At 42.5% G+C, this 21784-nt stretch carries 13 protein-coding genes and 3 pseudogenes; 3 read left to right on the top strand and 13 right to left on the bottom strand.

The window, feature by feature from the left end; genetic code table 11:
• Positions 1-169: 169 nt before the first annotated feature.
• The 3 genes from P0M11_RS12910 (at position 170) to P0M11_RS12900 (ending at position 1899) form a co-directional block, all read left to right on the top strand.
• Positions 170-580 (top strand): hypothetical protein, encoded by a 411-nt coding sequence (locus tag P0M11_RS12910; RefSeq protein ID WP_251834348.1) that lies wholly within the window; start codon positions 170-172, stop codon positions 578-580.
• A gap of 199 nt (positions 581-779) precedes the next feature.
• The gene (locus tag P0M11_RS12905) at positions 780-1205 is read left to right on the top strand and encodes a thioredoxin family protein (RefSeq protein WP_275626028.1); all 426 of its coding nucleotides are present in this window, start codon (positions 780-782) and stop codon (positions 1203-1205) included.
• A gap of 148 nt (positions 1206-1353) precedes the next feature.
• Positions 1354-1899: a hypothetical protein gene (locus tag P0M11_RS12900; protein ID WP_041252616.1), complete on the top strand. Its 546-nt coding sequence runs from the start codon at positions 1354-1356 to the stop codon at positions 1897-1899.
• A 151-nt stretch (positions 1900-2050) separates the two neighbouring features.
• On the opposite strand, the pseudogene P0M11_RS12895 reads toward P0M11_RS12900, so the two are convergent.
• The 13 genes and pseudogenes from P0M11_RS12895 to P0M11_RS12835 all read right to left on the bottom strand — a co-directional run.
• A pseudogene (locus P0M11_RS12895) lies at positions 2051-2440 on the bottom strand (transposase); the annotation flags it as partial.
• Between the two features lie 1507 nt (positions 2441-3947).
• On the bottom strand, positions 3948-6068 hold the full coding sequence (locus P0M11_RS12890) for a heavy metal translocating P-type ATPase (protein ID WP_209816078.1): 2121 nt from the start codon (positions 6066-6068) through the stop codon (positions 3948-3950).
• Between the two features lie 50 nt (positions 6069-6118).
• A complete protein-coding gene (locus P0M11_RS12885) occupies positions 6119-7354 on the bottom strand; it encodes an efflux RND transporter periplasmic adaptor subunit (protein WP_209816077.1) in 1236 nt (411 codons plus the stop codon).
• Positions 7355-7375: 21 nt separating this feature from the next.
• A complete protein-coding gene (locus P0M11_RS12880; protein WP_209816076.1) occupies positions 7376-11704 on the bottom strand; it encodes a CusA/CzcA family heavy metal efflux RND transporter in 4329 nt (1442 codons plus the stop codon).
• A gap of 634 nt (positions 11705-12338) precedes the next feature.
• Positions 12339-14552, bottom strand: a complete 2214-nt coding sequence (locus tag P0M11_RS12875; protein WP_275626030.1) for a multicopper oxidase domain-containing protein — start codon at positions 14550-14552, stop codon at positions 12339-12341.
• 75 nt (positions 14553-14627) lie between these two features.
• Positions 14628-15218: pseudogene (locus tag P0M11_RS12870) on the bottom strand (heavy metal-binding domain-containing protein); the annotation flags it as partial.
• A 43-nt stretch (positions 15219-15261) separates the two neighbouring features.
• Positions 15262-17388, bottom strand: coding sequence for a heavy metal translocating P-type ATPase (locus P0M11_RS12865; protein ID WP_245169169.1), 2127 nt, complete (start codon positions 17386-17388; stop codon positions 15262-15264).
• Positions 17389-17425: 37 nt separating this feature from the next.
• Entirely contained in the window at positions 17426-17989 is a 564-nt protein-coding gene (locus tag P0M11_RS12860; RefSeq protein ID WP_227587135.1) for a DUF305 domain-containing protein, read from the bottom strand.
• Positions 17990-18031: 42 nt separating this feature from the next.
• A complete protein-coding gene (locus P0M11_RS12855; protein WP_245169168.1) occupies positions 18032-18241 on the bottom strand; it encodes a GDCCVxC domain-containing (seleno)protein in 210 nt (69 codons plus the stop codon).
• A gap of 15 nt (positions 18242-18256) precedes the next feature.
• Positions 18257-18883 (bottom strand): annotated as a pseudogene (gene merTP, locus P0M11_RS12850) (mercuric transport protein MerTP); the annotation flags it as partial.
• A gap of 83 nt (positions 18884-18966) precedes the next feature.
• Complete coding sequence (locus tag P0M11_RS12845) at positions 18967-19527, bottom strand: ATP-binding protein (RefSeq protein ID WP_209816075.1); 561 nt, start codon at positions 19525-19527, stop codon at positions 18967-18969.
• A 9-nt stretch (positions 19528-19536) separates the two neighbouring features.
• Positions 19537-20910 (bottom strand): MBL fold metallo-hydrolase, encoded by a 1374-nt coding sequence (locus P0M11_RS12840; protein ID WP_209816074.1) that lies wholly within the window; start codon positions 20908-20910, stop codon positions 19537-19539.
• A gap of 13 nt (positions 20911-20923) precedes the next feature.
• Entirely contained in the window at positions 20924-21766 is an 843-nt protein-coding gene (locus P0M11_RS12835) for an ATP cone domain-containing protein (protein WP_031502521.1), read from the bottom strand.
• Positions 21767-21784: the final 18 nt, after the last annotated feature.

The raw sequence follows: 21784 nt of genomic DNA, 5'->3' as shown, positions 1-21784 counted from the left end.
ACATCCGCAGCTGTGTCAAAGCGTTTTCGCTGTCGCAAAAACCTTCAACACATCTGCGGATTGGCAAAATTCCCTCAGGAAAGCAAGCTTTCAGAGGAAACTTCGCCAATCCGCGCTTCGTTAGCGGTCAGTTTTGAGCGACGGAGAACCGAAAGAAAGTTAAACTAAAATGGAGAAAATACAACTACACTCAAAATTAACTTTTATAAGAAAATATATTATTCCCATTTGGATGATATTTGTAGGATCATTTATTCTTTACTCAACAATTATAGAAAAAAATTGGATTGCCTTAATAATAGTTGCACTTGTATTAAATGGGATGATCTATACAATCAGAAAATTTTTATTTCCTTTAAAAAATGTTTTCCTTGATAAAGAAAACAAAAAAATTATTGTTGAATACAGAAATGAAATCGTTGAAATTCCTGTTACAGAAATTGTAGAAGTAGACGAACAAAGCAGACTCGGAAAAATTATTAATGTAAAACTAAACTCGAAAATGAATTTCGGTTCTGAATTCATATTTGTTCCGAAAAATAAAAATGTATTTCGTGAAATAATGGAATTGAGAAGATAACTAAATAAAACCGAACCGCTAACAGCGTTTAACCGCAATCGCGGAAATTTCGGTAACAGGAAATCATTAGTTCACGAATAATATTTATCTTCGGCAGAGAGAACTCAGTTCGCTTCAATCCGCGACTGTCGGTTACACGCGAAACGTTAGCTGTAATGTCAAAAAAAACTCACGTTATGAATTAATAAATTTTAAACACATGATGAAATATTTCGTTTTACTTTTTATACTTTCTTCCAATATATTTTATTCACAACTTCCAAAAAATAATGATTGGAATGTGGCTCAAGAAAAAGCTCAAAAATCAGGTAAAAATATTCTAATTATTTTGACAGGTTCAGAATGGTGTAAACCGTGTATAAAAATGAAAAAGAATGTGATTGAAACTATAGAATTCGAAAAATTCGCAAACGAAAGTGTTGAAATATTTGAAATTAATCTTCCAAGAAATCAAGATTTAAATTCTAAAGTAGTTATGGATTATCAATATTTTAAGAATAAATTTAAAACGAATGCTTTACCATCATTAATTTTATTAGATAAAGAAGGTAATGAATTAGTTAAGATATCGGATGGATTAGCATCAAAACAAAAAGTTATTTCAAAACTCTCTAAATATAATTAATAGACACTACAGCTAACCGGTATTTCTATTAGCGAGGTTGAAGATTACATAATGATGATTTTCGCTAAATGTTCTTTTTGGTATCTTTACAAAAACCTGTTATCATAATCCCCGCCAAGAGAAATACCCAACCGTTATGTGCAACCGTATGAAAACAATTCCGATAACAATTTTATTTGCATTTATCACAATTCTGTTAGGTTGTTCCAAGGAAAGTAAAACCATTAAAGAAGACGATGAAAAAATCCTAATTAATGCAAAAGAAATTCTTGAAAACAAAAATCTTGCTGGCTTAATTACTAAACTTGAAAACACAGAATTGACGGAAGAAACCGATATTAACAAAATTCCAAAGGTTATATTAAACTTCCTAAATGCAATATTAGAAGATAAACCTATTGCAAATCCACACGAAAATTGGAATCCTACTGACGTTATTCTCGACAAAAAACTGCCAAGAAGAAAATTACAGTATTTTGGCAGTGGAAAAAATATAGCGTTAATGAATTATTTCAAGGGAGGAATAGGAAAATCAACCATAATTCTGATTTTTGAATTCAATGAGAAAAAAGTTACAAACTTTTGGTGTGGAAGCGTTTTAGTTGATTTAAATAATAAAGAAACTACCTTAAAATATCTCAAAGCAAATATTAATAAAGAAAGGGGTTTAAATACGAACATATTAAGTTATTGAGAGCCACGGCTGCACATAACAGTGGTAACCGTTGCGCAACCTAAGATTTTAGCGTCACGGTCGGACAGTTCAATAAAAAACAACCTCTTTTAAAGCGATTTAAAGGAGGTTTTTGTTTTCAGCGGTAAAAGTTTTCGGATTTTCCGGTGGCTTAAATTTGAACAGGTGAAGCCGTGGCGAGGAGGTACCGCCAAAACCCAAACTTCCCTTTTGGAAGGTTCATGATTTGAATGTTGCGGTGAATTTTGCGGGTAATAAACTTCAGGTATTTTTTCAGGTTGTAGGTCAGCGCAGCCATCAGGACGTGTTTGTTGGCTTGACTCATGCCGCGGGAATTAATCCGTTTCATGTTGTGATGGTTGATGAGGGTTCCCAGCACCGGCTCTACGCGCGAACTCCGCCGCTTGGTAAGGAAACGTGTGTAATTGGGATCGCGCCGCAGTTTTTCGTGCATTTCATCGTACAGGGGTTTGTGGATGCTGTCTTCTATCTTCTTGAACTTCGTGACCTTGCCGCAACACTCCGCTCTCAGCGGGCAGTCACTACAGGCGCGATCCGAATTACACGCAGGGCCTGGGTGGGTTTGTCAGCAGCAAACGGCTGACGGATTCCCAAATTCATTTTTTTTGGAGAACAGCCCTTTTTAATTTTGCATACAGAAAAACACCGGAAATCGAATAAAGCTCAGCTGTTGCGTTCTACGGTTCCGCAAGCTTTCACCTACCGTGAAAAGTTCCGATCACAAAAAACCTTTGAAAAAAATATAAATTCCATTGAAAGGGATGGCTGCCGCGAGGTAAAGTGGCTGGGAACTTTTGCGGAGATCGTGAGCTTTTAGCCGGATACTTTTTAGCTGCAGCTAAAGGCGAAGGCTAATGTGTATCAGGTGTCAAGAAAGCGAAAGGAGCTCCTATAAAACCCAACCGAAGTCCTGGACCAGGAAGTGATAGCGGAGAGGTGCAGGGTTTCGGGTGTAAGAGATTTTTGGCAAAGATCAGAGAATCCTGCACTTTGGTTATTTTCTGCACCATTTTTCTGCATCCTATAAAAGGGTGGCGGGGAATTGCAGGCTTTGATTTTGGAACGTACTGGCTTAATTAGAAATGCACTGGCGGCTGGGTGGCGGTGGCTTGTGCGGAAAGAAGAGAAGCGGAATGGAGAACAACGTTATTGCGGCTGGCCTGTGCGTATAATTGTCATTATGTTACTTGCTGCGGCTGGGCGGGGAGTTTAATGCTCCATCCGCAATTATAAATCGAAGTATGATTACACTCTTTGTTTTATTACCAGCTCCGAATCTATAAGGCCCAAATGATTTAAAAATTTAATCAGGCATGGATTTTTCCAGTTGATTGGACTCCTGCAGGGAGTTTTTATTTAAACCAATAAAGCAATCTAAGTCATCATTTTGCTGACAGTAAACAAGTTAGATAATTTTATAAAAGCATAAGGCATCGTATAAACCATTAAACAATCCGCGATTTAGTCCCTGATTTTAGAAGTAGGGACTAAAAATACCCGCATCAAAAGCTACACAACATTAATTATTAACGTACTGCCAACAGCCTGCGGAATTTCCTCTATAAATGTCAGTTTAGAAAATACGGAAAAAATTGATGCTGATTTTTTAGCTAACTGACCAACGAGCAGTAGATCTGAAATTCACTAGTTGAATTTGGGTAATTTTAGTATAAAAGCGACCTCGATTTAATGGTGACTTATTCAGACCATCCAAGAATATCTGGTACGCAGTCGTCATTGCGGTATGTGCGCCGGCACATAGGAATATTGCTGTGGGCGGTGGCGAAAGTGAATAATGCTGCTATATCATTCCGCGGAGGAAAGGTATTTTATCGAATAATTTACGTGATCAACGATTAGATTTCTGTACCATTTTTTCTGCGTCCAGTGAATGGGTACCAAGAATAGTTGCTCTTAAATTGGAAGGAACCTTCTTGATTATAATGTCGCTGGCGTGAGGGGGACGATACGCAACCCTTTAATTTTTAACCCGGGAACAAAAAAAAACGGACCGAAGCCCGCTTTATTTAGAATTTCATTTTCTGGATCCTCACTGCATTTAATATGGCAAGAAGGGCTACGCCAACATCTGCAAAGACTGCTTCCCACATTGTTGCTAAACCACCAGCACCTAAAACGAGAACGATGGCTTTTACTCCAAAGGCCAAAGCAATATTCTGCCACACAATCTTTTTAGTCTGCTTACCGATATTAATGGCCATCGGGATTTTTGATGGTTTGTCGTCCTGAATAACGACGTCTGCCGTTTCAATGGTTGCGTCGCTACCTAGACCGCCCATCGCTATTCCCACATCGCTTAATGCCACTACGGGTGCATCATTAACCCCGTCTCCGACAAAGGCCACGGTTTCGTTGCGCGATTTTATTTCTTTGACTTTATTCACTTTATCCTCCGGCAACAAGTCGCCAAAGGCATTTTGAATACCCAGTTTTTCGGCGACCGCTTTCACCACGGTTGATTTATCGCCGCTCAACATGGTCACTTTTACTCCTAAACTCTTCAGTTTCTTTACTGTTTCCGCTGCATCTTCCTTGATGCTGTCGGCAATGGTAATGTATCCTGCAAATTTTCCTTCATATGCAATGGCAATCAAGGTTTCTACTATATCATCAGGGTTAATATCGTACTGGATACCGAATTTATCCATGAGTTTGAAGTTCCCCACGAGTAACTGTTTTCCCTGATAATCCCCTTTCAAACCATGCCCGGCAATCTCTTCGATGTTGTTGATTACAACATTGTGATCAGGCTCTCCGAGGTGTTCATGAATGGCCGTCGCGACGGGATGAGTGGATGAATTTTCAATAACATTTACCATCCTAAGAATTGAATCTTTGTCGAGTTCGGGCTGCATGTTGACTGACTGTACTTTGAAGACCCCTTCCGTCATGGTTCCGGTTTTGTCCATGACCACATTTTTAATGTCTGCGATAACGTCAAGGAAATTGCTTCCTTTAAATAAAATTCCGTTCCGGCTTGCTGCACCGATGCCGCCAAAGTAACCGAGCGGAATGCTGATAACCAATGCGCAAGGACAGGAGATTACCAGAAAAATCAGGGCGCGGTATAACCAATCTCTAAAAATGTAATCCTCTACAAAGAAGTAAGGCAACAAGCAGATTGCCACCGCGAGGAATACCACTATCGGTGTATAAATGCGGGCAAATTTCCTGATGAACAATTCTGTGGGTGCTTTCTGTGCCGTCGCGTTTTGTACCAGTTCCAGAATCTTGGAAAGTTTTGAATCTGCATAAGGTGTATTTACTCTCACCTGTGCAACGGTATTCAGGTTGATCATTCCGGCAAGAACAGTATCGCCTTTCTGCTTAGTATCGGGCTTGCTTTCCCCGGTTAGTGCCGAGGTATTAAAGGAAGCGCTATCGGAGATCAACACCCCATCGAGGGCCAATTTTTCGCCGGGTTTGAGCTGAATGAGGGAATCGAGTCCCACTTCAGCAGCTTTAACGGTTTGGGGTCGATTGTCGACTAAAATCGTGACTTCATCGGGACGCTGATCTAAAAGTTTTGCAATGTTTCCTTTTGCCCGCTGTACCGCTAAGGTCTGGAAAACTTCGCCTACCGAGTAGAAAAGCATGACCGCCACTCCTTCCGGATATTCGCCAATGGCAAAGGCTCCTATTGTCGCGATAGACATAAGGAAAAACTCCGAAAACACATCTCCCTTCATTATACTTTCAAACGCTTCTTTCAGAACCGGCACACCTACCGGCAGATAGGCTGCGGCGTACCAAATAATACGCACCCAATCTTTAAACCAGAATTGAGGAATTAGATGATCCATTGCCAAGCCTGCCATTAAGATCACGAATGAGATAATTGCCGGAAGAAAAAGCTGAAAGGTTGTCTTACCCTGGGTAGAATGATCGTGGCCATCGTCGTCAGCGTGCTCATTTCCATGGTCGTGGCCGTCGTCATCGGTATGTTCAGCAGCAGGGGTGGTTTTTTTTGTGACAGGACGGTATGCGTTGTCCGTGACTCTGCAACAGCCATCTTCAATTAATTCTTCAGCGCCTGCATCTTTGTAAATTTTACCTTCCTGAGGTGTGCAACACAGCTGACGACCATTCTCATCGTAGGTATGTGTATGTAGTTTATTTTTTGCCATAGCGTTTATTTTAATGAGTAATTTGGGTTTATATTTTTAGCAGTGCTTTTTTAATGTCCGTGTCCTTCTTCTCCTTTGTTATTTAATTTCGCCATAATAAAGAAGGCATTTTTAATGACTATTTTAGCGTTAGCGGGGATTGGTTTCAAAGGTGTAATTTGTGTATAACCCAGATCAGTAACCCCTTTAGCCACGGGAATTTTTTCAAAACTTACTTCAGTTTCTTCTGCGGGTGTTTCATTGGCTTTCTGTCCTGATGCCGATTTTTTGTTTTTTTCCTCCTCTTCATTGTGGCCACTCTGCACGATAAATATATAGTCCTGCCCTTTATCAGTAATAATGGCTTCAGTAGGAACGGCAGCAGCAGTTTGATTATCAAGACTTATGACTGCCGTAACATTCATGCCGTCGATAAGGCCTGTACGGTCACCCACGACCTGTGCGTGAACAGGAACCGTTTTGCTTTCTCCTTCAAAGGCTGTACCTATTGAGGTAATTTTTGCATCGTACTCTTTACCTGGACTGTTGGTGAGTGTAAAGTGAATAGTCTGCCCCGGCTGCACTTTCCCCAAGTCTTTTTCATATACATAGATATCCAAATGCAGCGCTGAGTTGCTTACAATTTCGGCAATGGGAGAAGCCATGTCTACATTACTCCCGATTTGCGCAATTACTTTGCTTACGGTGCCACTAATGGGAGCGCGTACCGAAAGGGCCGAGCTGTAACCCTGTGTGGCACCGATGCTTCCTAACTGTTTCTGTAATCCGGAGCGTTGGCTGCGCAATGTAGCAAGATCTGTCTGTGCCTGCTGAAATTTCTTAAGTGGCGCTGCATTGCCTTTGTAAAGCTGCTGTGCACGTGTAACTTCCAATTCTGCCATCTTTATCTGGCCATTAACCTGCTGGAGTTGTTGTTGCATCACGATTAAATCGGGATTGGCAATGGTGGCTATAACTTTTCCGCGTGTTACATAGCTACCCGGCTGTACATACAAAGAGCGCACTATGCCACTGTACGAGGGCGTGACAAATGCCTTATTCTGGTTCGGAACAGTTAGCATACCGCTCACCTTGATTGTGTTGGAAAGTTCCTTACTTTCAATGCTGCCCATCTGGATACCAACAGTTTTTATCTGTTCTTCGGTGAAATGGGCCACATTAGGATCTTGATGCTCCTCAGGCTCTTCTGCTTTGGTTGCTTGTTTGGTTTCAGTGACTTCTGATTCTTTTTTACATCCTGTCAACAAGACAGAGACGGCAAAAATAAGGGTGATATATTTTTTCATGTTATATTCTCTTTTGGGTACTTAATTTTTAATATAGTAGTTATACTGTATTACGGCCAGATTATATTCGTTTAGCGCTATGAGATAATTTTTTCTGATATCAATGGCTTGGGTAAAGAACTGGTGCATTTCAGAAAAACCTATTTCACCTGCTTTGTAACTGAGCATTGCCGCATCAAAGATCTGGTCTGCCTGTTTCAAACCTATACTTTCATAATATTTAAGCATTTCCGAAGCTTTCAGGATTTCGGTATAGCTTGAGCGTGTTTGTGCAGCGAACTGGTTTTCCTGATAGCGCAGCTGCGACTGCTGAATTTCGACTTCAGCTTCGGCAGCCTGCAATTTTGCTTTGTAGGCAGTTTTCCCAAAAATGGGAAATTCAACTGCAACAGAAAAGCCGGTTATGGGATCTTTCATTCCGTATAATCTCTGGGAAAATACCCGGCCGGAAAAGTCAGGTTTATTCTGCATTTTCTGAACATCTATATTAGCCCGTGCAATTTCGATATTTTGGTGCTGCAGTGCCAATGAGGGATGCAAACTGTCTGACGGAAAGTCATCCACATCCAGTTTCTGCAAATTGGTGTCTTCCGGCAAGTACATCGTCTGAGTATTGAGAAAAAGGCTCAACTGCTGCTGCTGTACTGAAATATTCTGTTGGTTTTGCTGTTTCTGTGCCTGCAGCTCCTTCATCCGTGCTTCGGCAGCAATGTTTTCTAGTCCTGCAGCTTCACCCGTTTTGAAACGAAGATTAGCTGCCTCGTACATACTGGTGTAGTATTCATCAAGTTTCTGATAAAGTCTGGCTAGATCCTGAAGGTACCACAGCTGATAAAATGCTGTATTTACCTCTTTTTTAATTACGGCATCGAGCATACCTTTATTAAGCTGGTGGTATTTTAGCTGCTCCTCAAAATACTTTCTTTTCGCCTTATATAATCCCGGCCATTGGATTGATTGCTGGACTCCAATTTTTAATTCGCCATTGGGATCACTTGGCCTCATATCGTCATTTTCTATAAAAATGCCGGTCTTAGGAATTTCACGCGTAGTTTTGGTCTCCAGCACAGCTTTGCTTACCTGAGCACGGTTTACGGAGTACTGCAAATTATTGGCTAGTGCTATTTTCACTGCATCATTTGGCGAGATCCTTTCCTGTGCCTGGAAGGAACCTGTCGCAAGACAGAGCAGCAAGACCAGCACCGGAAGCGGTGAATTTTTAATATTTCTCAATTTAGTTCTGAATTGGTTTTTAGAATTGAAGATGATATACAGCAAAGGCAATACAAATAGCGTTAGAAAGGTCGCCGTAACCAAACCGCCGATAACTACTGTTGCAAGCGGTCTTTGGACTTCGGCACCGCTCCCGGTAGAAAAAGCCATCGGGAAAAATCCAAATGATGCTACGGCTGCCGTCATCAATACAGGACGAAGCCTGATACTGGTTCCCTCGATAACCCTTCGTATTACATTATTTACACCGGATTTCTGTAGGTCTTTGAAAGTACTCACCAAGACGATACCGTTCAGGACGGCCACACCAAATAACGCAATGAAGCCCACTCCTGCAGAAATACTGAATGGCATATCTCTTATGAGCAACGCAAACACACCGCCAATTGCACTCATTGGAATCGCAGTAAAAATAAGCAAGCTGTCTTTTAGGTTGCGGAAGGCAAAATAAAGCAAGAGAAAAATGAGTGCTAAAGCAACCGGCACGGCAATCTGTAATCTGGAAGAGGCCTGTTCCAGGTTTTCAAAAGTGCCACCATAGGTATAATAATATCCGGGGGGCAGCAGGTTGGCATCAGTGAGTTTTTGCTGAATTTCGGTCACCACACTTTCTACATCTCTATCTTTTACATTGAAACCTACGACAATGCGGCGCTTTCCATCTTCCCGACTTATCTGTGCCGGACCGTCTTTATATTCCACTTTTGCGATCTGTGAAAGCGGAATTTGGACTCCGTTTGCGGTTGGAATAAAGAGGCTGCTGACGTCCTCAATAGAGCTTCTGCTCGCACTGTCCAGACGCGCGACCAGATTGAATTTCTTTTCATCTTCAAACACTACTCCTGCTGTTTCACCAGCAAACGCAGTACTTACTGTGTGATTAATATCCTCAATATTGAGACCGTAGGAGGCGAGGCGGGCTCTGTCGTAGGTAATGGTAATTTGGGGCAATCCCACGGTCTGCTCAATCTGGGGTTCTGTGGCTCCCTGAACGGTCTGGACGACTTTGGCAACGTCGGGAGCCAATTTAGCGAGGGTGTCGATATTTTCACCAAAAATTTTAATCGCCACATCCTGTCTTACCCCGGTCATTAATTCGTTAAAACGCATCTGTATGGGTTGGGAGACTTCAAAAAACACTCCAGGTATCATTTCGAGTTTTTCCATCATTTCGGCACTTAACTCTTCGTAGGATTTGTCGCTGTCTTTCCAATCTTTTTTAGGTTTTAGCGTGACAATAAGATCCGTTGCTTCGGGCGGCATAGGGTCTGTTGGAACCTCTGCGCTACCGGTTTTACCTACCACGGTGTTGACTTCGGGAAATGATTTCAAAATGCGGCTTGCCTGCATAGAAGTTTCTATACTTTGCGAAAGGGAGGTGCCCTGTGGCAGAATGCAATGTACGGCAAAATCACCTTCCTGAAGTTGTGGTATAAATTCGCCGCCCATGCGAGAGAATATCAGGAGCGACACCGTAAGCAGCGCTATGGCCGCAGCAACTACTGCATATTTAAACGCAATGGCCTTCTGCAACACGGGAACGTAAAAATTATGAATCTTAGCCATCATTTTATCGGCAAAGGTTTTCTTAGCACTGATATTTTTTGATAGAAACAGCGCAGACATCATGGGTATATAAGTAAGAGAGAGGATCAGTGCTCCGACAATGGCAAATGATACGGTCTCTGCCATAGGACGGAACATTTTACCTTCAATTCCCTGAAGTGACAGAATGGGTAGGTAGACAATAAGGATAATGATCTGGCCAAATGCTGCGGAACTCATCATTTTTTTTGCACTTGCTTCCACAGCCCGGTCCATTGTGTGCTGCGAGAGTTTTTGGGATTTGTGGTGGACCGCGAGAAAGTGAAGGGTCGCCTCTACAATGATTACTGCGCCATCTACAATAAGCCCGAAATCGATAGCTCCCAAACTCATCAAGTTTGCACTGACTCCAAAAACATTCATCATACCTAAGGCAAAAAGGAGAGAAAGAGGAATGGCAGAAGCCACAATAAGCCCTGCACGAAAATTACCCAGAAACAGAACGAGCACAAGGATGACAATAAGAGCGCCTTCCACCAAATTTGTTTCTACGGTACGGATCGCCCGGTCTACTAAGTTAGTCCGGTCCAGGAAAGGTTCTACGATAATATCCGCTGGAAGGGATTTTTGAATGGTGAGCATTTTTTCCTTAACCCTACTCACTACTTCCGCGGAATTTTCACCTTTGAGCATCATTACAATACCCCCGACAGCCTCTTTATCGCCGTTATAGGTAAGGGCACCATATCTAACGGCACTGCCTATACGTGCCTCCGCGACATCTTTGATAAGTACAGGGATACCGTTGACTGTTTTTATTACGGTGTTGGAAATATCATCTAAAGAAGAGATCAGACCGATGCCGCGAATAAAATAGGCATTAGGTTTTTTATCGATATAAGCGCCGCCGGTATTTTCGTTATTTTTCTGGAGTGCAGCAAAAATATCTGCAATGGTAACATTCATTGCTTTAAGCCTATAGGGATTAATCGCGACTTCATACTGCTTAAGTTTCCCGCCGAAACTGTTAATTTCAGCTACTCCGGGTGTCCCGTAAAGTTGCCTTGCCACGACCCAATCCTGCATGGTACGCAGATCCGTAGCGGAGTATTTGTTCTCGGAACCTTTTTTAGGGTGAATAACATACTGATAGATTTCTCCCAAGCCAGTAGAAACCGGGGACATTTCGGGGCTGCCGATACCTTGTGGAATATTTTCTTCGGCCTCTTTCAGCTTTTCGGTGATGAGCTGCCGTGCAAAGTATACATCCACGCTTTCGTCGAAAACTACAGTAATTACAGACAGACCAAATCTTGAGATGGACCTCATTTCGGTAATACCTGGAATATTTGCAAGGCTCTGTTCAATTGGGTAAGTAACCAACTGTTCCGTTTCCTGAGCAGCTAATGTGGGTGTGCTGGTAATAATCTGTACCTGATTGTTTGTGATATCGGGTACGGCATCCAAGGGGAGTCTGGTAGCACTATATATACCCCAAAGGATCAGTGCAAATGTCATGAGCCCAATGATGAGCTTATTTTTTACACTAAACTGTATAATTTTATAAAGCATTCGTAAAAATTTAAGTTAATTGACAGAAAAATTCAACTTCCGTATTGAATACGAAAATTTGCGACTATTGCATAGCCGAAGTGTCCCGGAGGAAGAATCCTACGGTAGTTTAATTAACTTATTTTTGGGGGCTGCCAGATGCCGGCAGGGAGGAGGATCTTGTGCCTGTATTTCCTTTCAGGAAGAACATCTTTTATTACAACCTCGTTGTGTTCAGGAAGTAAGGTATTAATTTGTGAAACTGACAAAGTCATACCACAACAATTGCAAACACAGAAAGGAGAACAAAGATCAGCGTGTTGATCCTGGCTTTGTTCAAGGTGAAGATCCTGATTCTGACAAACTTTTTCGCTTAAACCCTTTGCCGCATCGTTACATGGCACCATCGTAAGCACCATAAAGAAAAGGGATAAAAAGAAGGCCAAAAGTTTCACGGTGCTAATTTAATAAAAATATATTTACTTGAATTTATGTCTTAGCTCATATTACTGCAATGATTCCTCAGGTTGTAGGCTGGTATTGTTTGCCTCATGAGAATCTGTGTTTACGGCGGTCGTTATACGCTGTAAAAAAGAGTGCAACCGGTCTTTATTTGGCAGCTGCACTCTTTAAAATTGACACACTAAAAACTCCTTTAATAGTTCAGTGTAATCCCTGCACCCCAGCTCATATCGCTGTCGTAGTGGGTTGAGATTCCGATATTTTTTGTGACGATATATTTAAGACCTGCCATATATTCTTTGTCGGTATTGACCATGAATGCCCCGCGCAAACGCGCAGTCAACGGAATGTCTTCACGTTTCAGCTGGAACCTTACAATTCCGTCTGTAAATATTTCTGCCTGCAGGTCCACCAACATCGGGAGTTTATACATGATACCAGCGCTGAAAGTTTTTCTTTCATCTTTAGTAGATGCCTGTCCAAAAAGGTTTTTTTCGATATTATTCCTGTCAATCTTTCTATAATGATAGTTAAATCCGATAAATGGTTTCAGCCACTGCATACGGTCCACATACCTGCCGAGTTGGGTTTCCACCTCGTAGCCGTGATGGGGATTGTAACCTAAACGCCATTCTGTTCCCAATTCCCAGCGGGCATTCGAGATCCTCGCCATCCCGTCGTTACCATTAGTAGCAAAATCGTTTTCGGCCATAAGGTGCCACATGTTACTTTCGCGCTGGAGCTTTTTGTAAGCTGAAGCTTTATCGGGCAGCAAAGGATTCTGGTAATCACCAACAGCAAAAACACGGTTCATCCCCGCCATCATGTGATAGAGGATGTGACAGTGGAAAAACCAGTCCCCGTCAGTTTTTGCTTCAAATTCTATGACATTGGTTTCCATGGGCATAACATCCAACACATTTTTGAGGGGTGCCTGAACACCATTTTTGTTGAGTACGCGGAAATCAAATCCGTGCAGGTGCATCGGGTGACGCATCATTGAGTTATTGAAAAGGGTAATGCGGAGAATTTCCCCTTTCTTCACCAATATTTTGTCCGATTCTGCCAGGACTCTATCGTCCATGCTCCAAACGTAGCGGTTCATGTTTCCCGTAAGGGTAAACTTGAGCTCGCGCACGGGACTGTCTTTCGGAAGCGAAGTGTCATAAGGCGACTTCACCATTCCGTAATTCAATGTGGTAATCCCGGAAGCAGGCATCTGGTGCTTTGAGTGATCCATTTCCGCATCACTGTTGTCCATTGTATTCATCGGCATTGCTGCATTGTTTTCAGCAATAATCTCAGGGTACATCACCTGATTCATATCCATAGTCTGGTAACTCATCTCCATGCCCATATCCTTCATGTCACCGTTCATCTTCATCATGTCATTCATCATCCTCATTCCTTCAAAATATTTGAGTTTGGGTAATGGTGCCTGGGCTTTTTTAATTCCTTCGCCAATGTAAACGGAAGCCGATTTTGTGCGGTCTTCGGGCGTAACAAGGAGCTCGTAGGAGGTGTTTCTTTCAGGAATTTCCACTACGATATCCACTGTTTCAGAAACTGCCAGAATAAGACGGTCCACTTCTACCGGTTCAATGTCCAATCCATCACTGGCCACTACTTTAATTTTTCCTCCTGCATAATTGAGCCAAAAATAGGAGGAAGCACCGCCGTTGGCAATTTGAAGCCGCACTTTGTCACCGGCTTTGTATCCTGCGAGCTGGCTTTCTATTTTACCGTTAATCAGAAAGGCGTCATAATACACGTCACTCACGTCCATGGCAAGCATCCGCTTCCATTCGTTGGTGAGTTTTGTCTTAAAGTGTCCCTCTTTTATGGCTTCTGCATAACTTTGAGTACTGCCTTTTTTTATTGCGAACCAGTCATTGGCGTTGTGAAGCATCCGCTGAACATTATTGGGGTTCAGGTTTGTCCACTCGCTCAGGATAAGGTGCTCTGTGGGCAAATCATCAATCCCCGGCCGGAAAGTAGGATCTTCGGGACGTTTTTTCAGAATCATCATCCCATACATTCCAATCTGCTCCTGCAGGCCAGTATGTGAGTGATACCAGTGGGTTCCGTTTTGGATGATCGGAAACGAATACGTGTAGGTTGAATGTGGTGGAATGGGTTTCTGGGTAAGCCAGGGAACCCCATCTTCTTTATTTGGAAGATGAAGACCGTGCCAGTGCAGAGAAGTTTCTTCGTCCATTAAATTATGGACAATCACTTCCGCCGTATCGCCCTCATAAAACTCCAGCTTTGGCATCGGAATCTGCCCGTTTACGGCAATGGCGCGTTTCTGTTTGCCCGCGAAATTTACCAGGGTGTCTTTCACATAAAGATGGTAGGTCACTTTGCGTCCGCCTTTTAGGTGCTTTTCGGGCATGGGCATGACCATTTTGTGTTCACCATGTATCTGCATGTTTCCGTGTGCAGAATGATCTTCCTTCTTTCCTTTTTGAGGCACCAGATTCATACCGCACTTGGGACACTTTCCGGGTTTGTCCGATATCACCTCGGGATGCATCGGGCAGGTGTACATCTTTTGCGCTTCTTCATGCTGATGCGCATCTGAAGTTTGATGTTCCGGGGTTTTGCCGGTAGCCTGATGCCGGCCGCTTTCCTTCTGAGGGACCAGATTCATACCGCACTTGGGACACTTTCCGGGTTTGTCCGAAACCACCTCGGGGTGCATCGGACAAGTGTACATCTTTTGCGCTGCTTCATGCTGATGTAGAGCAGGTGTTGAATGTTCCGGCGTTTTGATGCTCGCTGGGTCTTTCGGTACTGCTTTAGTCTTTGGCATCACCGGTTTTTTAACTTCCGTTACCGTCTTTGTTTTTGCAGCGGTAATTTCAGGTTTCTTACCCGTAGTTTTTTTAACTACGGTGGCCTTTTTAGGAGCGGGCGCGGATTTGGCCGCCGTTTTTTTCTCAGTAACGGTTTTCTTCACCAAGGTCATACCGCAAATGGGGCAGTTACCGGGTGCTGATTTCACGACCTGCGGATGCATCGGGCAGGTGTACACGGTTTTGGTGCTCTGTGAATAACTGTTTATGGACATTGCCATAAATAGAAAGAGCGAAAATATATATTTCATCCTGTGATTATTTAATTTTTAACAAACTTGCATTAAGTGCGACCACGATGGTACTGACACTCATCAGCACTGCGCCCATGGCGGGACTCAGGACAAATGTAGGATACAGAACACCCGCAGCAAGTGGAATAGCCACGACGTTGTAGCCCACTGCCCATACGAGATTCTGGATCATCTTGCTGTAGGTTTTCTTTCCAAAATCTATCATTTTCACCACGTCTCGAGGGTCACTGTTGACCAGAATAATATCTGCGGTTTCGGCAGCAACATCAGTTCCGCTGCCAACTGCAATGCCTACATCTGCTGCTGCCAAAGCCGGTGCATCATTTACGCCGTCTCCTGTCATGGCAACGATTTCTCCTTTATCCTGAAATTCTTTTACTTTTTCCTGTTTGTGGTGCGGAAGTACATTTGCCAAATATCCGTCCATTCCTAACTGCTTTGACACCGCCGCCGCTACCTTTTCGTTATCACCTGTAAGCAGGAATGATTTAATGTTCATGCTTCGAAGTTGGTCAATAGCTTCTTTTGCGCCTTCGCGAATGGTATCTGCTAAAGAAACAATACCCACGGGCACGTCATCAATCAAAATAAAGTTCACTGTTTCTGCATCCTGGTTGATTTCTTCCGGAATGGCAGGTACCTGTTTATTGTTTTGAACAAAATAATTAGGACCAGCTGCGACAACCGATTTACCGTTTACGATTCCTGTCACTCCAATTCCCTGCATGTAGCGGAAACTGTCTGACTTCCATAGCTCCAGTTTTTTCTCGGAAAGGGTCTGCATGATTCCTTTTGCAATGTGATGTTCGGAGTTCTGCTGCACTGCTGCTGCATACTGGAGTAAATCGTTTTCCGAATAGTGTTCCGTTAGAGGAATGATTTTCTGCACAGTGTGGGAACCTTTCGTAAGGGTGCCGGTTTTATCGAAAATAATGGTCGATAATTTTCTGGTGGTTTCAAAAGCCGTGCGGTTTCTGATGAGTAAACCATTTGTCGCTGAAAGTGTAGTGGAAATGGCCACCACCAGAGGGATTGCCACTCCTAAAGCATGAGGGCAGGCCGTTACCATTACCGTTACCATCCGTTCCAGAGCAAAAGCCAAATCTCCCATGGTGATGTACCAGTAAGCGAAAGTTCCTACTCCCACCACAATTGCTACTATAGTAAGCCATTTGGCTACTTTATCCGCCAGATTCTGAGTGTTCGACTTTGCTGCCTGCGCATCCTGAACCAAATTAATGACCTTATTGAGGTACGAATCCTTTCCAACCCCTGTTGCTTTTATCTTTAAAGCCCCGTCTCCATTGATAGACCCTGCGATAACCTTTCCACCGGACTCTTTTCTTACAGGAACACTTTCTCCGGTCAGCATGCTTTCATTTAAATAGGAACTGCCCTCGACAATCAGACCGTCAGCGGCGACTTTTTCGCCCGGTCTTATGATTACGGTATCTCCGTTTTTCAGCTGTTCCAGTTTTATTTTAACCGGACTTCCGTTATGCTCGACGGTTACGTCATTTGGTAGCAATGCCACTAAGGATTGTAACGCTTTTGAAGCTGCCATCTGTGAACGCATTTCGAGCCAATGACCCAGAAGCATGATGACAATTAGGGTGGCGAGCTCCCAAAAGAAATCCATGCCCGGCAGCCCGAATACGACGGCAACGGAATAGACATAAGCTACGGTAATCGCCAAAGCAACGAGCGTCATCATCCCAATAGCTCCGGCTTTCACTTCGCCCAAAAACCCTTTGAAAAAAGGCATTCCACCGTAGAAATAAATAATACTTCCCAAAACCAACAGCACGTATTTATCGCCTTGAAAAGCTATGGTGAAACCAAGCCACTGCTGAATCATGTGGGAAAGCAGCAGCACCGGGACAGAAAGTACCAGTGTAATCCAGAATCTTTTTAGAAAATCCGGAGTATGATGACCTGCATGTTTGTCAAATCCCGCCGCTGAACTATCAGATTCTGAGTGATGATCATGATTCTGATGATGATGGCTGTGTTCGTCTTTTTCAGGTCGGGCGGTTCCTCCCAAGGGAATTAAGTTCATTCCGCAAAGTGGACATTTCCCCGGTTCGTCCTTCAATATCTGGGGATGCATGGGACAGGTGTATTTTTTCATAATTCAATTTTTTTGCGTTAAATTCTGCTATTTGAGATTACTTCCGGGTTTGAAGTTCCTTAATTTTCGCCCTCATGACGGCAATTTCTTCCTCCTGTGCTTTGATAATTTCCTCGCCCAACTTTCTCACTTCCGGATCGACCAGATTACTTTCTTCGACCATAAGAATAGCCCCTGCATGGTGTGGAATCATGGACTTTAGAAACTGGACATCTCCCACGGCTGTCTGCTGCCGAATCCCGGACCAAAACAGCACCATCATCAGCACTCCGAGGCCCATAAGAATTTTATTGAGTTTTTTGTTGGGATACATCTTCCCCATTAACAGCAGTTCGATGATCAACATAGGAGAAGCCATCAGGCCTGCCATGTATAACTGGTTTATGTTTGGAATTACGTTAGCCAGCTTGTCCACCATCGCATACATTAGTATAAACATTGAAATAAAGGAAATCAGAAGCATCCAAAATAACTTTTTGTACGCGCCGCCGTGATCCATTTGTCCATTTTTTTGTTCTGAATCCATATCGTGTGCGGAATGAGTTTTCCCCGAAGCGCTATGGTCCGGAGAAACTTTGTGGCTGTGCTTTGAATTGTTCATTAAATTGGTTTTTAATTTAGCTATATGTAAAACAACAGATCTTTAACAACATTTTCTGTCCTGTTGGACAGGTGGACACGGCACTGTCCCGTAACTGCAATATACACAGCAATCGCCCTGTTTTGGTTTTAAAACGGTCTTACATTTTTTGCATTCGTAGAAATATTGGCAGGAATCTGTAGGCATTGTTTCCTCTTCCCTGTGTCCGCAATTGGGACAAGTGACTATTGACTGTAATTTAACTGTACTCATCTGTTTAATTATTTATTATGGTTTTTCACGACCAATGGTTTCCAATTGATATTCTTTCTTGGCGGTTACTACATACCCGGTACCGTTTATGGCGTTTTCGATTTCATCAATGTTTGTTTTTGAGTCATCAAATTTCACCATAGCATTTCTGCTTTCGTATGAAGCCTCTGAACTTATAATTCCCGACAGCTTATTTACTTCGCTGTTGACATGTTCCCCACAACTTGCGCAGGTCATACCACTAATTGTAAATTCTATTTTACGGATATTAGATTGGTCCACGATAATAATTTGCTTTTCTGTAGTTGGATAAAAAATTCCTGAATAGTATGGAAAGGCAAGTATCACGACTGCAAACAGGGTTACGGTTCCCAAAAACATTTTCGACTGTGTGAATGGTATTTTCTCCTCTTTCTCGCAGTTACAGTCTAATTGTTTTTTGGGTTTCAATTTAAGATACCAGGCAAAACCAAGAACAAAAACTGTTAACGCGATTAAATAAGGCCTTAAAGGTTCGATCCAGGAAAAAGTTGCAGCCAGTCCGCTTGTTCCTGCAATGAAAGCTAATAATGGTGTAATGCAACATAATGAGGCGGTGAACGCAGCCAGCAGACCTGTGCTGATTAATTTTTTGTCTGTTTCATTTTGGTTTTAAGATTCTATTTGAAACCTTACTGCAGTGTAATAATAATTTGCATGCGATTCTGTGGAGTGTTTTACCTCTTTCATAAATTATTTAAAATAAACTGCACTCTTGCAGGTGGAGGCAAAACAGGAACAAAAACGATAATGAAACCGAGGTTGGTGTATGTTTCTATTATCAACTGATGAATTAGTTTTTGATCGTCTTCATTTTCGGTTCTCGCGTAGTCTTTGGCAAAAGGCAATCGATCTAAGATAAATATTTTTTTGTAGGAAACCCCATTTACAGCATCCAGTAACTTTTCATCATAATCCAAATTTAAAAATTGATAATACGCCATTGCATCCGGGATGGCCCGGTCTAAAAAAACCATATCTTCTTTTTTGAGCAATCTTTCCTCCGCGATCTGCATCTCTAACACTCCCAATTGAAATTTCTTTTTATTGCTTCTGATTTCTTCAACAGAATTTCCTTCATTATGCATGGTATCAATGTAATGCCTGGCGTGTTCAATTGTCGTAAGGTAACCTTGCTTCTGAAGCAAATCAATGGTCGTTGTTTTTCCGGTACTGGGTCCGCCGGTAATCACATACCAGTTGGTCTCATTTGAATGCTTGATTTTACTGTCCGTTATATGATTCATCTCTCCAAATTATAATTCTTCAATATCATAAAGTTGCGGTATTTGCGAATCCCAGCCGTAGGTTTCTTTTATGCCCAGCTGCAGCGCTTCTGCGCCTTCCTTTTCCCCATGTACGATGAAAATTCTTTCAGGAATATTTGTTATTTCATTCATCCAACCAATGAGTTCATTGTGGTCTGCATGTGAAGATAGTCCTTCAATTTCCGCTATTTCCATATTGAAAGGAACCCATTTTCCATACACTTTTAGTTCTTTCTCACCATCCAATAGTTTTCTTCCACGGGTTCCTTCGGCCTGATAGCCGACAAAAAGCAGGGTATTATCAGGGTTTTGTGCCTGGGTTTCAAGATAGTTGAGCATTCTGCCACCGGTGAGCATCCCGCTGCCGGCGATAACAATTTTTGGTTTGTTGTCGGAACGCAACTCCATGGTTTCCTGATAGCTGCTGACCACCGTGAAATGATCGCACATTTCATCACATTCGTCGGTTGTTAACCGGTGCCAATCTCTGGTACGGTAAAACAGATCGAGTATGCTGGCTCCCATCGGACTGTCCATGATTATCGGTACTTTGGGTATTTTATTTTCGTTAAGCAACCTCCATAAAATAAGCATCATCAGTTGAGCACGTTCAACCGAAAAACTGGGAATAAACACGCTGCCTCCACGGTTAATGGTATCGTTGACTAATTTTTCAATCTCCAGAACCGCTTCCACTTCATCCGGATGAAACCTTCCTCCGTAGGTTGACTCTATGAAAAGAACATCCGCCTTTTCGGGTTTCAGGGGTGGATATAGCAGTAGATCATTGGTACGTCCAATATCTCCGGAAAAAACAAAACGTTTGCCATGTACATCCAACTCAATGAAAGCTGCACCCAAAATATGCCCATTGTACTGAAACCGTGCATTGATACCATCAAACAAAGGAATCCACTGTGATGGCGGAACCTCCTTAAAATGGGGCAATGTTTTTTCTACATCCTTCAGGCCGTACAGCGGTTCTGCGGGACTGTGTTTGGAGTAGCCTTCCTTATTGGCTCGCGCTGCTTCCTGTTCCTGTATTTTGGCACTGTCGTTCAGAATGATTGTGGCAATATCCAAAGTTGGATTTGTTCCGTAAACTAATCCACTAAAACCATATTTTACCAATCGGGGAAGGTATCCTGTGTGGTCGAAATGGCCATGAGTCAATAAAACGGCATCAATGGCTGAAACGTCCACAGGCGGATATTCCCAGTTTTTAAGCCGTAATTCCTTTAATCCTTGAAAAACTCCGCAGTCGATTAGGAGTTGATGTGCTCCTGTATCGATTAAATATTTGGAACCCGTTACTGTACCCGCAGCGCCCAAAAAATGAATGGTAATTTTTGTATTTTTCATTGGTCAGATTGATTTAGTGTTGAGTGCATAATTCTTTTGCGTCTTCGATAATGTTTTTATGGCGTGGTTTTGCAAGTCCGATTTGGTTTAAGACCCCCGGGTTTTCGTAAATTTCTCTGCAAAGAACTACACCAAGGTCTAACAATTTTGTTTTCTCGTTTTTTGTCAGGGTCGTTAATGCGGTTAATGGGTGCAAACCGGATTTGTCTATTCTCTCTTTTAAACCGTTCCCAAAAGGATAGTCCCAGCTTGCCATTAGTAAACCTGCACATTTCCCATATTGTGTGGCATCAGAAGTGAATCTTGTATTGGTGTACACACCTCCTTTAGATATTTTTCCTTCGTTACTTTTTTGTTTTTTCCACTGTTTTTCTACATCCAGAAATCTGGAATTGACATACAGAGGAATTTTTACATTGCAAAATCTCCCTTGGTCGCTGTGAAATTTACATTCAATAAAACAGTGCTGGTCGTCTTTGTCAGCGATGACATCTATTTCATGCGACACGCAATTTCCCTGAACAATGACCCCAACCTGGGTGGAAAAACCTTCATGAGCCATCAGTTTGCCCACTAATTTTTCAAAGGGAAAACCGGAGGGACCCAATTCAAAGAGTGCGTTTTTAAGTTTGTATTTTGAAGCACTTACGCGGGAATATTTTTTTAACAAATCAAAAGCAATTTTATAGATCTTTGTGGTGGTCATGCCTTCGTAAATCGTGGACTGAACCTCACCAACGATTTGCTGAATGACGTTTTCCCCAGCAGACGCGCGCCTAAGTGAATTAATGAGTTTTTCGACATCAAATGCGACAATATCTCCGGACTTTTTTACGATGCTAATGGGAATCTTCATTTTCTGATAGTTTGTTGA

This window comes from Kaistella sp. PBT33-4 (assembly GCF_029194425.1).
Lineage (GTDB): Bacteria > Bacteroidota > Bacteroidia > Flavobacteriales > Weeksellaceae > Marnyiella.
Note: the sequence above shows the minus strand (reverse complement) of the source record. Positions and strands in the feature narration are given on the sequence as shown.

Excerpts from the sequence above, each read along its gene's own strand:
- P0M11_RS12910 (WP_251834348.1), top strand. The coding sequence starts at position 170 with ATGGAGAAAATACAACTACACTCAAAATTAACTTTTATAAGAAAATAT.
- P0M11_RS12905 (WP_275626028.1), top strand. The coding sequence starts at position 780 with ATGATGAAATATTTCGTTTTACTTTTTATACTTTCTTCCAATATATTT.
- P0M11_RS12900 (WP_041252616.1), top strand. The coding sequence starts at position 1,354 with ATGAAAACAATTCCGATAACAATTTTATTTGCATTTATCACAATTCTG.
- P0M11_RS12890 (WP_209816078.1), bottom strand. The coding sequence starts at position 6,068 with ATGGCAAAAAATAAACTACATACACATACCTACGATGAGAATGGTCGT.
- P0M11_RS12885 (WP_209816077.1), bottom strand. The coding sequence starts at position 7,354 with ATGAAAAAATATATCACCCTTATTTTTGCCGTCTCTGTCTTGTTGACA.
- P0M11_RS12880 (WP_209816076.1), bottom strand. The coding sequence starts at position 11,704 with ATGCTTTATAAAATTATACAGTTTAGTGTAAAAAATAAGCTCATCATT.
- P0M11_RS12875 (WP_275626030.1), bottom strand. The coding sequence starts at position 14,552 with ATGGTCATGCCCATGCCCGAAAAGCACCTAAAAGGCGGACGCAAAGTG.
- P0M11_RS12865 (WP_245169169.1), bottom strand. The coding sequence starts at position 17,388 with ATGAAAAAATACACCTGTCCCATGCATCCCCAGATATTGAAGGACGAA.
- P0M11_RS12860 (WP_227587135.1), bottom strand. The coding sequence starts at position 17,989 with ATGAACAATTCAAAGCACAGCCACAAAGTTTCTCCGGACCATAGCGCT.
- P0M11_RS12855 (WP_245169168.1), bottom strand. The coding sequence starts at position 18,241 with ATGAGTACAGTTAAATTACAGTCAATAGTCACTTGTCCCAATTGCGGA.
- P0M11_RS12845 (WP_209816075.1), bottom strand. The coding sequence starts at position 19,527 with ATGAATCATATAACGGACAGTAAAATCAAGCATTCAAATGAGACCAAC.
- P0M11_RS12840 (WP_209816074.1), bottom strand. The coding sequence starts at position 20,910 with ATGAAAAATACAAAAATTACCATTCATTTTTTGGGCGCTGCGGGTACA.
- P0M11_RS12835 (WP_031502521.1), bottom strand. The coding sequence starts at position 21,766 with ATGAAGATTCCCATTAGCATCGTAAAAAAGTCCGGAGATATTGTCGCA.